The following is a 12,467-nucleotide window of genomic DNA, read 5'->3' as shown; positions in this document are numbered from 1 at the left end:
TCATGACTCGCAAAGCACCCTTCACGTTGACGCTTCTCGCGGCCACCGCGATCACCCTGACCGGGTGTGTGGCCACCGAGCCCATGAGCGCACAGACGACGCCGGCGGTGGCACCCACAACGAACGAGAACGACGACGCGCCTCTTGCGCCCACACTGGATCCCAACGAGCTGACCAGTGTGGCCACGGCCGCCCTGGCCGCGTATCTTGATGCGGACTCCGGCGCGTGGTTCGCCACTCTGAGCCCGTATCTCACCGACGACGCCAAAGTGGCATACGGCACCGTGGACCCGGCCAACATCCCAGCCGCGAAGATCACGGGAGAGGGGGAACCCGAACCGGGCGGCCACCTGACCCGGCGCTGGGTCGAGGTGCCAACATCTGTCGGCACCTACACCGTGCGGCTGGAACGTGCAGACGAGGACTCGGACTGGCTCGTTAGCTCCTTCGGCTCCCCCCAGTAGCTCCGGGGCGGGGCGCCGCAGACCGCATCGTGTACCGCTCAGAACTCAGTACGGCCCTGCCACGTACATGTTCGGTCGAGCTCCAGAAGGCTGTGGTCCGGAAAGATGAGATCCCCCTCGCGGAACTTTCCCTTGGGGAAGCTGCTGTACAGGGATGTTTCGCACCGTTTGAACGTCCGCCAGGCGAAGTATCCAAGGACCGCCGCAACGCCGAGAGCCGCCCATATCGGGAGAAATAGGGCGAACAGCGGGACAAGTAGCGCCGGCACAATCAGCGGGAGGGCTGATGCTGCGGTGGCGAGTCTCAGAGCGCGGTATCGCTGCCGGGAGACTTCGTAGACGGGAACCCATTGCAATGAGTAGACCGGCAGCTTGGTCCTCTGATCGCGCCGTGCACCTGCTTCTAGAGCGGTGAGCTGAATGGGCATGGCTTGCCAATGGTGCCCGTTCGAATCGTGCACAATCGTCCCCGGATATTCGTTACGCGGGTCAGGAAGAGCACCGGTAACGAGGCGATACTGTGCCCAGTTGGTCTTGCTGAGCTGCTTCTGCACAATGGCCCCCATCTGCTCTATGGCTGAAACCTCTTAGGCCCAGTGTGGTCGAATCCCTCATCTCCTAACACCCAACCCGCCGGACCGAAGCCGGGCAGTCCATCTGTCGATCCCTGCACTGTGATCTTGTTTGAGCGGAGTGCTTCGATCAGCGAAGCCGTGATGGCAGGCTGCAGTGCGGTGAAATCCATCTTCGACAATGCCAATGGGATCAGTGAAGCGACAGCTTCGGGCGACGCAATCGCGCGGGCACGGAGCAGCTGAGACGCGGCCGCGATCACACGGGCATCCTCGAGTGATTTCCCGCCAGCCTCGACCGTGGCCACCACTCCCCCTGGCTTCTGCGCGTCAACCCAATCGCTGACCTGAGCCCATGAGTACAGGGCCCAGCCGTCGCCGGATAGCGGGGCGGGGAAGTTGCCGGACCCGCGTTGGCCAGTCGCCAGGAGGCGCACGCTTTCGTAGGTGCGGCCCAGTCTCTGCGCCACGGTTTTCAGCGACACGAGGTCTTCGTCCGCGATCGACACAGCTTCGAAGCCCGCGCGCTCGATGTCTGCAACGGTGCTGAGGATGGCCGCGGACAGGGATTCAGCTTCGCGGTGCACGTTCAGCACGCCGCGGCCGTCTCGAACTTCTGGCGTCGAGTCGTCTAGGCCGGCCTCGTAGAGTCGATCAAAGTCTTCCTCTACCGGGACACGGTTGAGAGTGATGGTGAATTCGTAAGTGTTCATATGTCTCTGGCCTCCTAGTGCTGGTGCCGCTTTGCGAACCGTTGAATGTCGGCTGCGTTGTTCTCGGGGACGCGGGGCGTGCTCCACACGCTTACCGTGTCGTCACAGGCCAGGCAGCGCACCACTCCCCACCTGTGACCGACGTGTATTGGTTCAATGGCGAACCGTTTTGGGTCGAGCGCGTCTAGCGCGCGGTTGATCGGATTCTTCGGGTGCCGACCTTTGCTGACCATGTGACCATCCTATCTCTTATGTTGTGGGTATACAACGGTGAGTTAGGGGTGACTCGTCCGCTTTGGAAGCGCTGTCAGCCAATTTCCAGGCAAGACGCGACCGGGCAACAGTCGGTGAGGCTGCGCCAGCTGGCTGAAATGGAGATATCGACTCGACCGTGAACCCTTCTGCCCTACGGCCGAGACCCCCTACGCTCGGGGCATGAGTAATCCGACGATGATCAACACCCCCGACGGCCCAGGCGTGCGGCTCGAATGGCCAATCGGCGCGACAAAGCACTTTCGCGAGCGTCATGATGCCAGTTCTGAGAACGAAACAAGTCACTACGTTGCGGTGATAGCAGTCCGGTTCGCATCGGGTGAGGTTCGGTTCTACACGGAGGACGTACTGAGCTAGTCAGCTGTCGGCGGTGTTCCGTTAGCCGATCGTTGACCGGAACACTCCCGGCGCGTCGCTCTTCCCATTGGCCTCTGTTCTCGTAAGACTTATTCCGGTAAAGGTTCCGTTGATGGGGCCACAAACGGAAGGAAGGTCTGACATTGCTGATTGGGTACGCACGAGTCTCGACTGACACGCAGGACGCAACGGTGCAGCGACAGGCCCTAGAGTCAGCCGGCGTGGAAGCAGGCATGCTCTTTGTCGATGAAGGACTGACCGGCTCGACCCGTGCGCGGCCGGCCTTACGTGAAGCCATGGCAGCGTGCCGCGCCGGCGATACCCTGATGGTGACGCGCCTCGACCGCCTGGCGCGATCGGTGCCGGATGCGCGAGACATCATCGATGAACTCACAAAGAAGGGTGTGCGCCTGCGCATCGGTGAGAGTGTGCACGACCCCGAGGACCCTACAGGGCGGCTCCTCCTGAACGCGTTGGCCATGGTCGCTGAATTCGAAGCTGACCTGATCCGCGCCCGGACACGCGAAGGTATGAGAATCGCGAAGGCCAAGGGGAAGCTGCGCGGCAAGAAGCCGAAACTGACGCCGGCGACGGAAGGGCACCTGGTGGCTGAGTTCCACTCGGGCGACTTCTCGATTCATGAGCTCGCGCGCCGATATGACGTTGGCGTGGCCACGGTGTACCGGGCGGTGGATCGCGCACGTGCGGCGGGCACAGCTGTCACCCCAACCCTTTCACTCGTACCCGACACGGCTCCGGTGGACTGATGGGGCGCGAATTCATTGCGCGCGTCAAAGTGGACGGCAGACGGTTCACGATCACGTCGGAACGTGAATATCCAGGGCATCTGATCGCCTTTGTTCATCCCCGCCGCCGGCACGACCGCGGCAGGCTTGGCCGGCTCATTCACGGAGCGTCAGCGGACGACGACCTGACGGAGATGCGGTTCAAGATCACCGATTCCCCCACCGGCCGGCACGGACTGGTGACGAACATTGCGGTGGCCCACCGAAAGCGCCACCAGGGGTGGGCGACCTCTCTCGTGCGCGTGCTGCTCCAGCGTTATCCAGGTGTTGTATGGACGGTCGAGAACCCGAACGAGAAGTCCGGGCAGCTGTTCGTAAAACTGGCAAACCAGCATCCCGGCCGGGTGCTGCCGCCAGTGGTGAACACGCGATATGCCGGTGATGACCCCCGGCGATACGGGACGTTTCTCCGCCCCTGATCGAGGGCACGAAAAAGCCCCGCCCAGGGAGGGCCGGGCGGGGCCTGCATCGCTGTCAGAGAGTCCCTAACGCCACAGCAGAATACAACGCGGCTCACCCGACGGGAAGCGGCTCCGCAGTCCCCCGAGAGCTACGGAGCCGCCGTTCAGGGTGCTAGGCGTGGGGCGTGCTCCACCTTACGGCGTCGGCGGGAGCGCAGCATCGGCGACAGCGCCGATACGTGCACGTTCCGGGGCATCTATGTCAGGCCCGTATACGTCGAATTTGACGTGAGTGTGAACCTCGCGCACGAGGTCGTACAGGAATTGTGCTCGCTCTCCTTCGGTCACGTCGGCCGCGATAAGCGCCGGTCGCACCGAGCGAATAACGTCGTGCAGTTCTTTCTTGATCACAGTGGGTTCCTTCCCCCGTAGTCCCTCGTGGCAGTTCGCCATGATGTGGATGACTCGACCCTAACCAGGTGTTTCGTTCGGTGATCAGATTTTGTCGACGGCTGAGGACCACACCCAGGCGCGCTGCGTCTCGCCGTTGCCATCGACCCATTCGACGTGTACGGCGCGACTGGTCCATGCGATCGCGCGGCCTTCGACTCGTGCCGGCGTCTCGGGATACCGCGCCCACGCTCGCACAGTCACCGGCGTTGCGGGCGTCGTCACCTCGTCATTGTCGGTGTCGAGCTCGGCTGGCGACAGACTCACGGGTTTAGGGCGAATCAGAACCTCCGTGATGCGCTGCGTCATCAGTCGGTCGTAGTGGTCGGCATAACGCCGGTTTGTGCCCATTGCCCTGTTGTCTCATGTGCCGCTGACACTGCCGGCAGAGTGAGGCCCGGTTAGAAGGGGAAATCGCTTCGCCGGGCCTCGGAGTCGCGATCCGCCAGTCACGCGACTGCGGCCGACCTTACCCGGACTGCACGTTTTTGTGCACGGGATCTTCAACGCTTTTTTGTGAATAGGGGTTAGTGCGGGGCGCGGATCCCCTTGCTCAGCCTTTGGGGAGCATGAGGAGAATGATTCCCACGGAAATGAAGACGATGAACGCTAGATAGATGACGAAGCCTGTCTGACCACGTGCTGAGCCCCTGTAGACCATCCACGCGCCGACGCCCATGACGCCGAGCGCTGCGATCATGACGAGCGAGAGAATGAGGGCGAGAACCTGGATCATGGCAGGGCTCCTAGTTGATTGGTGCTGTCGGGCGGCCGAAGTACTGGTCTAAGGATTGCCGTTTGCGGGCACGGTAGGCAGCTCGTCGTCGTTCTTCTTCGGCGTCTCGGCGGAGTCGCTGCACGGTAAGGACGGTTTGCTCTTCGGTGAGTCCGCCGGCTTGGCCGCGTGCTTCGAGGAAGTCTGCAGCGGCGTCGAGGTCGGGGGCGTCTGCGAGTGGTTTCATCGTGGCCGCCCCTATTCGCTCAGTGCGGTGATCTTGTCGGGGCGGAAGCCTGACCAGTGGTTCTCGTTGGTGTGCTCATCGACCACAACGGGGGCCTGGCTATATCCCAGCTCCTCAGTGATGTAGCGGAGAGCTTCGGCGTTCTCTGACACGTCCACGACGACGTATTCGACCTCTGCCCGGTCGAGCATCGTGTACGTCATCCGGCATTGCTGGCAGTTCGGCTTGCTGTAGACCGTGACCTTCGCGTTCATGACTGTTCCCCTCTCTACCCCGAACATTTTTTGATCCCTCCTGATGATGGAATCCAAAGCGCCCCGACTGCCTGTAGTGCAACCCGGAGGGCGGTGGGGGAGGAATTTTCGGCCGGAGTAAGGGAGCTTGCGACCGCGGTCGAAAAATCCGGAGGAGCCGGCGCGCAGCGCTTGAACGGAGGGCACAAAGGGGCGCGACGATGGAGCATCAGGAGGGATCAAAAAGACCGCCGTGGCGGTCGCACAGCGCCGGCTATGCCGGCTCGTTCAGCACGCGCAGCGGGCAATGGTTGTGCGTTCCGAGATTCAGTCTCGAGAACGGTTCCGCCGCTCCCCCGCCGCATCGGCTCGTTTTAGCCGATGGGACGACCGGTGGGGACGTCGCCAGCATCCAATGGCGGCCACGGCTCCCCACCGTTGTATTTCTGTTCGAGCTGCGCCACCTTCTCTAGCGCCGCCTGAGTAATGAAGTCAGACAGGCTCCCGTGGCGCTCGGATGAGTTCGTGGCCATGAACGCTGCACGAATTCGCGCTTGATCGGTGAGGCTGGCACGAACGGACATGGGTTTCTTGTCGGCACCCTTGGTCGGCGTTTTGGAAGCTGCTTGCCGCGTCGGCCGCACTGGCTCGGCGGGTTCGACTGCAGGTGCCGCGGCGGCGGGTTCCGGCGCCGGGGCCTCTGGCGCCGCCTCAACTACTGCGGGGGAAGCCTCTTCCACGGGGGCATACGGGTGGCGGTTACCTAGCGCGCTGGCGCGAGGGGTGGGCTTGGCCATGATTAGCTCCTCCTGATCGTGTCGAGATAACTGGCGTACACCTCAGCGAGGCGGGCACCTGCCCGAGTGCCAAGCTCGTCGAGTCCCACTCCCCCTTCGCTGGCCTCGCGAATCCACGTGTGCTTGGGAATCTCGGGCGTGAGCAACGGCTGGATATGGGCGTCCAACTCAGCGTGCCAGTGCTTGGCATGGTTGGTCGTGGCTTCGTACTGGTTGATGATGACGCCAGCGATCGCCAACCGAGTGTTGTAGTAGCGCTCAACGGTGTCGATCGTCTCGCGGAGACGCGCAATTCCATTGGCGCTGAACAAGCTAGCGTTCGCGACGATGACGACCCGATCAGCGGCCGTCAGAGCATTCAGAGTGATCAGGTCCAAACTCGGTGCACAGTCGATCAAGATCACGTCGAAATCGTCTAGAACCGGCGCTAGCGCCTCGCGGAGACGCGCCTCGCGGCCCGCCCCCGTGGTTACAAGCTCATCCCGGACCTGGGCGAGGCGATCGCTTGAGGGAAGAACACTCAATCCCTCCCAGAGGCCGGGGACGATTGCCTCGGCGGCAGTCACACCCGTTCGGGCGGTCAACACGTCCGCCAAATCGATCGCGTCTGGGTCAAGCGGGTCTTTGACGGTGATCGTGCTGACGTTGCCCTGCGGATCCGCATCGACAACCAAGACTCGAAGGTCCTTGGCCACGGCGGCGCGAGCAAGGTTGAAGGCGGTCGTCGTTTTTCCAACGCCGCCTTTCTGATTCGACAGAGCGAAAATCTTCGCTGCCATGTCCCACCTCTCAATAAACGTATGAAACCCTTTTAACGCTTTCGTTTGTAACGTTGGTTTCGTAAGTGACATTACTATCTTTACACACAACGTCATAAACGCAAGCGTTAATTTCGTTAATAACGATAGTTATAACGCTTTCGTTAAAAGGGTTAGTTGCGTTGTTGTGCCCGACGGGTGTCCGTCACATCCGCTACGCGGCGCTCTCTTCTGCGAGTTCTTTTCGGGCCTTCTCAATTGCTTCTCCGAGGTCAGCCAAATCACCGATTCCCAAGGTGGTGAATTTCAGATGCGCTCTAACGACTGGGACGGAAGCGGCGAGGTAGACGGAGATGGTCAGAGCGTCGATATCTGCCCAAAGATGCAGGCGCTCCCGAGCGCCTTGCGCAAAGTTCGCCTCGACATGACCTGTTTCGGGATTTCTCTTGTAGAAGGCCACGCGGAGGTCTTCTGGAGAAAGTCGCCATTGAAGATCAACAAGTGCGGGGGAGTCGTGGGGAATGCCCCATTGGGCTGCAACCGCGTCGAGGACTATAGGCCCCACCCTTTCCAGATACGACCTTACGAACTCGGCTCGGAGTTCTGCTTCTTCTTGATCGCGAGCTGCAGCGGCCGCTATCTCATCTTCACGTTTCTTCCGTGCAGCGGATAGCGCTAACTCAGTTAATGGTGATTGGTTCATGGGGCCATTGTTGCGGGTCGGTCTCACATCGGACCGAGTAGCGTCGGAGTGTTTCAGCCGCGGAACGTAAGAAAGCCTGTCCATGGATATCAGTGCTCATCGGGCGGAATTAGGGATGAGCGCGACTAATTACACGCACTGGTTTCACATCGGAAGCGACGGCGATAGCTCTAACGAAAGGGTTTGTGACGATAGTTTCGTTGATGCATAACCTGACGATTTCCAGATCAGGTATTGCTGAAGCGCCGGCCCCCGGAGGGGGGTCTGGGGGCCGACTGGGCCGCAAGCAGGTTGGGGGCAACCGACTGGCCGTGAGGGTCACATTAGCGGGACAAGGTGAGAAGCGGCGGGGGAGTGGTAGCGGGTGAGCTAGGCGGCGCTTGACCACCACAGGCTGTCTGGTGCGAGCATTCCGGTTCGGGCCCATCGACGGGCCTCTTTGTGGTCGCCTCGACCATCACGGTCCCGCGGATACGGGGGCCAGCGGCGCTCGGCAGGTTCCTGGTCAACGAACTGAAGCGTTCGGCTCGACACATGCGGCCGCCTCGATCGATTCGTCGGCCGAGCAGTCATGTTCTCCACTTCAACGAGCCACCATTCCCAGGCTTTGCGCTCGGCTCGATATCGTTCGGCTCGGTCTGTTAAGGCGCCGGCCACACCGATGGTTCGTGCTGCAGCGTCTCGCAGGTCTCTCTTTGATCGTGCCCAACCTTCGGGATGCTTCACAAGAAGTTGGTGCCGGCGGAGACGACTGAGAACTGTTGCTGCGTGTCGGGTGCTGATGCCGAGCAGGTGAGCAGCTGAAGCAATCGTCACGGCGGTGTGCGAGCGAAGCAGAGCGTAGGTCTTTCCCGCGAGGTGGCCAAGCCCTGCGCGCGTGAAAAGATCGTGCCGCTGATCGGTGAGAAGGTGCTCAAGCTCTCGAATCAGATCGGTTCGTAGCGGAAAGAGTTCGGCAGGGGGGCGGGGGTTATCTAGTGGTTGTGACCGGACTGTTCCCGTTCCTGTGGAAAAGTGCGTCAGTAGGCGATATTCAGCAGCGTTGCCGCTGCCTGCTCGGGTCACCCGTTCCACCCATCCGCTGTCGGTAAGGGCGGTGAGGGCGTCTGCAGCCGTGGTGCGGCCGAGACCCGCCATGAGTCCTAGGTCGCGGATCGACGCGGCGACAACGCGTTTACCGGTCTGCAGAGACAGATACGCCAGGCTGGCCAGGATGGAGCGCTGAGAGTGTGCGGCTTCGGTCTGGCCCCATCGTCCGGGGGAGACCTGGAAGGAGCGGAGAACGGCGCTGACGGCCTCTACGATGCCGTCGAGCTCCACGAGATCAGCAGGGTCGCGCGGAGCAGGGAGCGGACGTTGAACGGCCGCGTACTGTTGCGCTTTGGCCCACTGGCGTTCTAACCGGGCTTGGGCTTCGCCGGCGCTGCGGGGCCGGCGGCCGCCGCGGCCGGTGTTCTTCGTGCGGTAGTGCTCCATGCCGGGCGCGGTTCGTGCGGCGTGCTCCACGTCGCGCAGCTGCCAGCCGGCGTTCGCGGCCGCGAGGAGGCAAAGGAACGCGGTGTGGCTCGGGTTCGCGCCGCCGCCGATCGTGGCCATGTGCGCGGCACCGGCCGCGCTGAGCTTGCGGTGAGTGCGGTGCGTGTCATTGATGGGGCCGGTAGGGGCGCTGTCTGCGGCGCGGAGGGCCGGCGCAGTTTTCTCGAGAGTGGTTGTCAGGGCCACCAGGTCGTCGGCGGTAGCCGTCGGCTGCAGGAGAGCGTCAAGGCCGCCACGGAGGATCCGTGAGGCGCTGCCGTCTCGATGAGGGGAGAGGGGCGGGCGCGCAGCGCCCGTTCGCGGGTTGTGCAGCATGCCGTGGTCAAGGGTGCGGAAGTTCGGCTTCGCGGCACGCGCAAGCGCGGCGACAACGGAGGCCGTTGCGCCGCCGGCGATCGCTAGCCAGATGTGGCGGCCGCCCGTGCTGGATGACTCACAGACCACGTGCGCGATCGACAACTGCGTGAGCGCAGCCGAGAGGGCGTCGGCATCGTCATGGGCCTGCTCCAGCTGCTCGTCGCTCTCCTTGCCGTCGAAGTCGAAGCAGAGCACACGGAAAACGCCGGCGTCGTCCGCTAGGTTCATGCACCATGGCGTTGCCGGTTCGACAGGACCTACACGGTGCTGCAGCGGATAGCTGTTCTCATCCACACGCCCATAGGCGTCCCGCTTCATCACACGAACGTGATCACGAGGGCTCAGCCGTCGCGTCAGTTCCCACGGTGTCCACTGTTCTGGGGACACGCCAGCGAGCGTGTTGGCGTGTTTGGGGGTGCCATAAACGTCGATCTGGGTTACGATGGGGTCACCTCCTCGGATCACCTCCTGGGAACGACAAAGTCCCGGTTACCCACCGGCTCTTTATCTAAGGAACTGCCTCGATCTGATTACGTCCGCGAAAACATCGTCAGATCAGGCACAGAGCTTTAGCCCCCGCCTCGTGCGGGGGCTTTCTCGTTAAGCGGCGTCTATAGGCCGCTCCCGTACGTTCTCAGGAGTGGTGAACCACTCCGGTACGCCCCGCTCGTCAAGCTGGATGTGCTTTGCCATCAGCTCGATCATGTACGACGAGGAAATCCCGGCGTTATGCGCCATGGTGTCAATGAATTCTTTAGTGTGGGCCTCGATCTTCCACTGGGCCCGAACGGGTTGACGAATAGTCCCACGCACGCGTCTCCGGTCAGTCATGAGCTTCACACTAGGGGTACGGTCTCCCTTAAGTGAGGAGCGACGCGCGGAGGCGAAATTAAGAACCGATCCCACATCTAGGCTCATGACGACTTATCTCCGGCCCCGATCGCTTGCCCCAATTCGGCATAGAAGCGATCGACCACGGGGGGATTGATGTCGTAGGTGACAGCCTGCCCACGCTTCCGTAGCTCCAGGGGCGGATCAGTGACGATCGCCTCGTGTTCTACAAGCACACGCAGATGATCGGTGATCGTCGGCGTGCTGACGGCGAGTCCGTCGACAATTTCTTTTCGCGTGCTCGGTCCGCGATGACGGAGGTAGCCGAGGATGGCCACGCGCACGCGGTTCCCTAAAACCTCGATGACAGCCTCCAGATCCCCTCCAGCAAGGGGGCGAACGTAACGAGGCATTCACCCATCATGCCCGAGCCCCTTTACTTCTGGGTACATGTAAAAAACCTTCACTTTTAGAGTACATGGTTATACCATGCACATATGGAGATTGTAGCGATCGCCAAGACTCAGCGCCATAGGCGCTCCGATTCGGGAGTGTCACCCGAACTGGTTAGGCTGCAAAGCGCTGATCTGACGCTGATAGTCAGCACAGCCGGGGGATTAATCGATGTTTCGCGCTGCCATTTTGGTTGGTGGGTCCTCGCGGTCGCTGGCTCTCAGTCAAGTAGGACAACCGAATATGGAGGGGGCCACTATGTGGCGTGAATTTGTTAGTGACTCAGATGGAACGGTTCGGATAGACGGGGTGCCGCAAGCGGCGACGGGGGATAAAAGCGCCTACGCCGTGGCAATGGACGTGCTCGCCGCAGAGGCGGCTGCTGAGGGTTTGCCTACTCTGGTGCGCAGTACAGGTCAGGGCGGGGAGTCGTGGTTCACGGTGGCGGCTGATGGAACGATCGCCATTGCTGAACCGCCGGCGGATACTGCGCCGCGTGCGGTAGTAGTACCGCCGGCTGCAGCTGCGCTGGCACCGACCCCGGCACCTATGTCCGTGCCTCCGATGCCGCCTCTGCCCACACAGCAGGCACCTGTATCGCCGCGTCGGCAGTCGAGCCACACCGCACCAGCACCGGCTACGGCGGCCGCGGCCGCCGAGGACCCTTTTCCGACGCGGAGAAAGCCGTCAGCTGCAGACTTCGCCGCGAACGCTGCAGAGCCGCCCGCAAGTCCCGCCCAAGAGGGATGGCGCGGCACCCTGAACGCGATGAGTGGCCATTCGCTGCGTCTCGGGCCTGGACCCGACGAAATGGAGCGACGGCGTCACCGGGCGTCGGTTCAGCGGGGCATCTCGGGCCACAAAACCGTTGTGATGGTGAACCTCAAAGGTGGAGCGTCAAAGACCACGGCGACGTACCTGGTCGGCGCGACCGTCGGACGTGTCCGAGGCGGCAACGTGCTGGCACAGGACAACAACGAGAACCAAGGAACGCTGGGCGACCTCGCCATGCCGGCGTCTCACGACCTGACCGCGACGGACTTACTGAACAACATTGACCGGTTCGCTGTCCCGTCGAACTCGCCCGAGCTCATGAACTACATGCGGCCGCAGGGCGAGAACCGGTTCCACGTTCTGGCGTCCCAGAACAAGGCGTCGAACCAGCAAGTCATCGACGGCGCTGCGTTCGTGCAGCTGCACTCGATGTTGCGGCAGTTCTACCACCTGATCATCGTGGACACCGGAAACGCGGCCACGGCGAGCACCTGGCAGGCCGCGGTCGAGATTGCCGACGAAATTGTCCTGGTGGCCCTGAACAAAAAGGACTCCACCAAGAAGCTTGCCGCGACCGTAGACATCCTCGTGGCGCAGGGCCTGGAAGAGAAGCTGTCGCGCGGCATCCTGATTCTTTCGGAGCCAGCGCGGAAGGCGCGCAAGAACAGCGACGAGTACCGGGCGAGCGAGGAGAACCGCGAACAGACCATCGAGCACTTCAAGCACTATGTGCGGGAAGTGGTCGTGGTGCCCTACGACGAGGCACTGAACGGGTCTCGCATTGTGTACGAGAACCTTGCACCCGCGACTCAGCGCGCGTACCTGGCAGCGACGGCGGCGATCATTGATGGCCTCTGATCTGACAGCACGGCCGGCGGCCGTCATTGCTCAGCTCAACGGCCCAATGTGGACGGTTGAGGGCCGAACTGTCGAGGTCGCCGCAGGCGTTGATCCGTCGTCGTTCCTTCTGGAACAACTCGTGGGCGGCCCGCTCGGGTCCGAGCCCCGCGACATCGACGTGCGCCCT

Annotated in this window: 18 protein-coding genes; 6 read left to right on the top strand and 12 right to left on the bottom strand. The window is 62.2% G+C overall.

Annotation, left to right across the window (positions count from 1 at the left end):
- Positions 1-2: 2 nt before the first annotated feature.
- Positions 3-464 carry a hypothetical protein gene (locus ALI44B_RS00205; protein WP_077052791.1) on the top strand — a complete coding sequence of 154 codons (462 nt, stop codon included), beginning with the start codon at positions 3-5 and terminating at the stop codon, positions 462-464.
- A gap of 38 nt (positions 465-502) precedes the next feature.
- Here ALI44B_RS00205 and ALI44B_RS00200 read toward each other — a convergent pair whose 3' ends face one another.
- Together ALI44B_RS00200 and ALI44B_RS00195 are read right to left on the bottom strand one after the other, a co-directional pair.
- A complete protein-coding gene (locus ALI44B_RS00200) occupies positions 503-892 on the bottom strand; it encodes a hypothetical protein (protein WP_143458850.1) in 390 nt (129 codons plus the stop codon).
- A 143-nt stretch (positions 893-1,035) separates the two neighbouring features.
- A complete protein-coding gene (locus ALI44B_RS00195) occupies positions 1,036-1,749 on the bottom strand; it encodes a hypothetical protein (RefSeq protein WP_077052789.1) in 714 nt (237 codons plus the stop codon).
- A 435-nt stretch (positions 1,750-2,184) separates the two neighbouring features.
- Here ALI44B_RS00195 and ALI44B_RS15690 point away from each other — a divergent pair, with 435 nt between their 5' ends.
- The 3 genes from ALI44B_RS15690 to ALI44B_RS00185 all read left to right on the top strand — a co-directional run bounded on the left by ALI44B_RS15690 (position 2,185) and on the right by ALI44B_RS00185 (position 3,604).
- On the top strand, positions 2,185-2,379 hold the full coding sequence (locus ALI44B_RS15690; protein ID WP_143458848.1) for a hypothetical protein: 195 nt from the start codon (positions 2,185-2,187) through the stop codon (positions 2,377-2,379).
- Between the two features lie 137 nt (positions 2,380-2,516).
- On the top strand, positions 2,517-3,146 hold the full coding sequence (locus ALI44B_RS00190) for a recombinase family protein (protein ID WP_202969349.1): 630 nt from the start codon (positions 2,517-2,519) through the stop codon (positions 3,144-3,146).
- On the top strand, positions 3,146-3,604 hold the full coding sequence (locus ALI44B_RS00185) for a GNAT family N-acetyltransferase (protein WP_077052787.1): 459 nt from the start codon (positions 3,146-3,148) through the stop codon (positions 3,602-3,604). Before ALI44B_RS00190 ends, ALI44B_RS00185 begins: the two co-directional genes overlap by 1 nt.
- Positions 3,605-3,781: 177 nt before the next feature.
- On the opposite strand, the gene ALI44B_RS00180 is transcribed toward ALI44B_RS00185, so the two are convergent.
- The 10 genes from ALI44B_RS00180 to ALI44B_RS00140 all read right to left on the bottom strand — a co-directional run bounded on the left by ALI44B_RS00180 (position 3,782) and on the right by ALI44B_RS00140 (position 10,626).
- Complete coding sequence (locus tag ALI44B_RS00180) at positions 3,782-3,997, bottom strand: hypothetical protein (protein WP_077052786.1); 216 nt, start codon at positions 3,995-3,997, stop codon at positions 3,782-3,784.
- Positions 3,998-4,081: 84 nt separating this feature from the next.
- The gene (locus ALI44B_RS00175; RefSeq protein ID WP_077052805.1) at positions 4,082-4,345 is read right to left on the bottom strand and encodes a hypothetical protein; all 264 of its coding nucleotides are present in this window, start codon (positions 4,343-4,345) and stop codon (positions 4,082-4,084) included.
- Positions 4,346-4,589: 244 nt separating this feature from the next.
- The gene (locus tag ALI44B_RS00170) at positions 4,590-4,772 is read right to left on the bottom strand and encodes a hypothetical protein (protein WP_077052785.1); all 183 of its coding nucleotides are present in this window, start codon (positions 4,770-4,772) and stop codon (positions 4,590-4,592) included.
- Positions 4,773-4,782: 10 nt separating this feature from the next.
- Positions 4,783-4,998 carry a hypothetical protein gene (locus tag ALI44B_RS15685; protein ID WP_143458846.1) on the bottom strand — a complete coding sequence of 72 codons (216 nt, stop codon included), beginning with the start codon at positions 4,996-4,998 and terminating at the stop codon, positions 4,783-4,785.
- Positions 4,999-5,009: 11 nt separating this feature from the next.
- Positions 5,010-5,252, bottom strand: coding sequence for a glutaredoxin family protein (locus ALI44B_RS00165; protein ID WP_077052784.1), 243 nt, complete (start codon positions 5,250-5,252; stop codon positions 5,010-5,012).
- A 353-nt stretch (positions 5,253-5,605) separates the two neighbouring features.
- A complete protein-coding gene (locus tag ALI44B_RS15680; RefSeq protein WP_143458844.1) occupies positions 5,606-6,028 on the bottom strand; it encodes a ParB family protein in 423 nt (140 codons plus the stop codon).
- Between the two features lie 2 nt (positions 6,029-6,030).
- Positions 6,031-6,879, bottom strand: a complete 849-nt coding sequence (locus ALI44B_RS00155) for a ParA family protein (protein WP_202969348.1) — start codon at positions 6,877-6,879, stop codon at positions 6,031-6,033.
- Between the two features lie 121 nt (positions 6,880-7,000).
- Positions 7,001-7,489 carry a hypothetical protein gene (locus ALI44B_RS15675; protein WP_143458842.1) on the bottom strand — a complete coding sequence of 163 codons (489 nt, stop codon included), beginning with the start codon at positions 7,487-7,489 and terminating at the stop codon, positions 7,001-7,003.
- 369 nt (positions 7,490-7,858) lie between these two features.
- Complete coding sequence (locus ALI44B_RS15670) at positions 7,859-9,700, bottom strand: hypothetical protein (RefSeq protein WP_143458840.1); 1,842 nt, start codon at positions 9,698-9,700, stop codon at positions 7,859-7,861.
- Between the two features lie 596 nt (positions 9,701-10,296).
- Positions 10,297-10,626 (bottom strand): ArsR/SmtB family transcription factor, encoded by a 330-nt coding sequence (locus ALI44B_RS00140; protein WP_077052779.1) that lies wholly within the window; start codon positions 10,624-10,626, stop codon positions 10,297-10,299.
- 910 nt (positions 10,627-11,536) lie between these two features.
- Between ALI44B_RS00140 and ALI44B_RS00135 the strand changes: the two genes are divergently transcribed.
- Positions 11,537-12,298, top strand: coding sequence for a MinD/ParA family ATP-binding protein (locus ALI44B_RS00135; RefSeq protein WP_143458839.1), 762 nt, complete (start codon positions 11,537-11,539; stop codon positions 12,296-12,298).
- The coding region (locus ALI44B_RS16315; RefSeq protein WP_238591933.1) for a hypothetical protein at positions 12,288-12,467 on the top strand (180 nt) is incomplete at its 3' end. The genes ALI44B_RS00135 and ALI44B_RS16315, both read left to right, overlap by 11 nt.

This window comes from Leifsonia sp. ALI-44-B, from assembly GCF_001984125.1.
In the GTDB taxonomy this organism is placed as follows: domain Bacteria; phylum Actinomycetota; class Actinomycetes; order Actinomycetales; family Microbacteriaceae; genus Okibacterium.
This window is presented reverse-complemented; position numbering and strand designations above follow the sequence as displayed.

What these genes read in the sequence shown, in the direction of transcription:
- ALI44B_RS15680 (WP_143458844.1), bottom strand. Translation starts at nt 6,028, where the DNA reads ATGGCCAAGCCCACCCCTCGCGCCAGCGCGCTAGGTAACCGCCACCCG.
- ALI44B_RS00200 (WP_143458850.1), bottom strand. Translation starts at nt 892, where the DNA reads ATGCCCATTCAGCTCACCGCTCTAGAAGCAGGTGCACGGCGCGATCAG.
- ALI44B_RS15685 (WP_143458846.1), bottom strand. Translation starts at nt 4,998, where the DNA reads ATGAAACCACTCGCAGACGCCCCCGACCTCGACGCCGCTGCAGACTTC.
- ALI44B_RS15670 (WP_143458840.1), bottom strand. Translation starts at nt 9,700, where the DNA reads ATGAAGCGGGACGCCTATGGGCGTGTGGATGAGAACAGCTATCCGCTG.
- ALI44B_RS15690 (WP_143458848.1), top strand. Translation starts at nt 2,185, where the DNA reads ATGAGTAATCCGACGATGATCAACACCCCCGACGGCCCAGGCGTGCGG.
- ALI44B_RS00195 (WP_077052789.1), bottom strand. Translation starts at nt 1,749, where the DNA reads ATGAACACTTACGAATTCACCATCACTCTCAACCGTGTCCCGGTAGAG.
- ALI44B_RS00205 (WP_077052791.1), top strand. Translation starts at nt 3, where the DNA reads ATGACTCGCAAAGCACCCTTCACGTTGACGCTTCTCGCGGCCACCGCG.
- ALI44B_RS00140 (WP_077052779.1), bottom strand. Translation starts at nt 10,626, where the DNA reads ATGCCTCGTTACGTTCGCCCCCTTGCTGGAGGGGATCTGGAGGCTGTC.
- ALI44B_RS00175 (WP_077052805.1), bottom strand. Translation starts at nt 4,345, where the DNA reads ATGACGCAGCGCATCACGGAGGTTCTGATTCGCCCTAAACCCGTGAGT.
- ALI44B_RS15675 (WP_143458842.1), bottom strand. Translation starts at nt 7,489, where the DNA reads ATGAACCAATCACCATTAACTGAGTTAGCGCTATCCGCTGCACGGAAG.
- ALI44B_RS00170 (WP_077052785.1), bottom strand. Translation starts at nt 4,772, where the DNA reads ATGATCCAGGTTCTCGCCCTCATTCTCTCGCTCGTCATGATCGCAGCG.
- ALI44B_RS00155 (WP_202969348.1), bottom strand. Translation starts at nt 6,879, where the DNA reads ATGTCACTTACGAAACCAACGTTACAAACGAAAGCGTTAAAAGGGTTT.
- ALI44B_RS00185 (WP_077052787.1), top strand. Translation starts at nt 3,146, where the DNA reads ATGGGGCGCGAATTCATTGCGCGCGTCAAAGTGGACGGCAGACGGTTC.
- ALI44B_RS00165 (WP_077052784.1), bottom strand. Translation starts at nt 5,252, where the DNA reads ATGAACGCGAAGGTCACGGTCTACAGCAAGCCGAACTGCCAGCAATGC.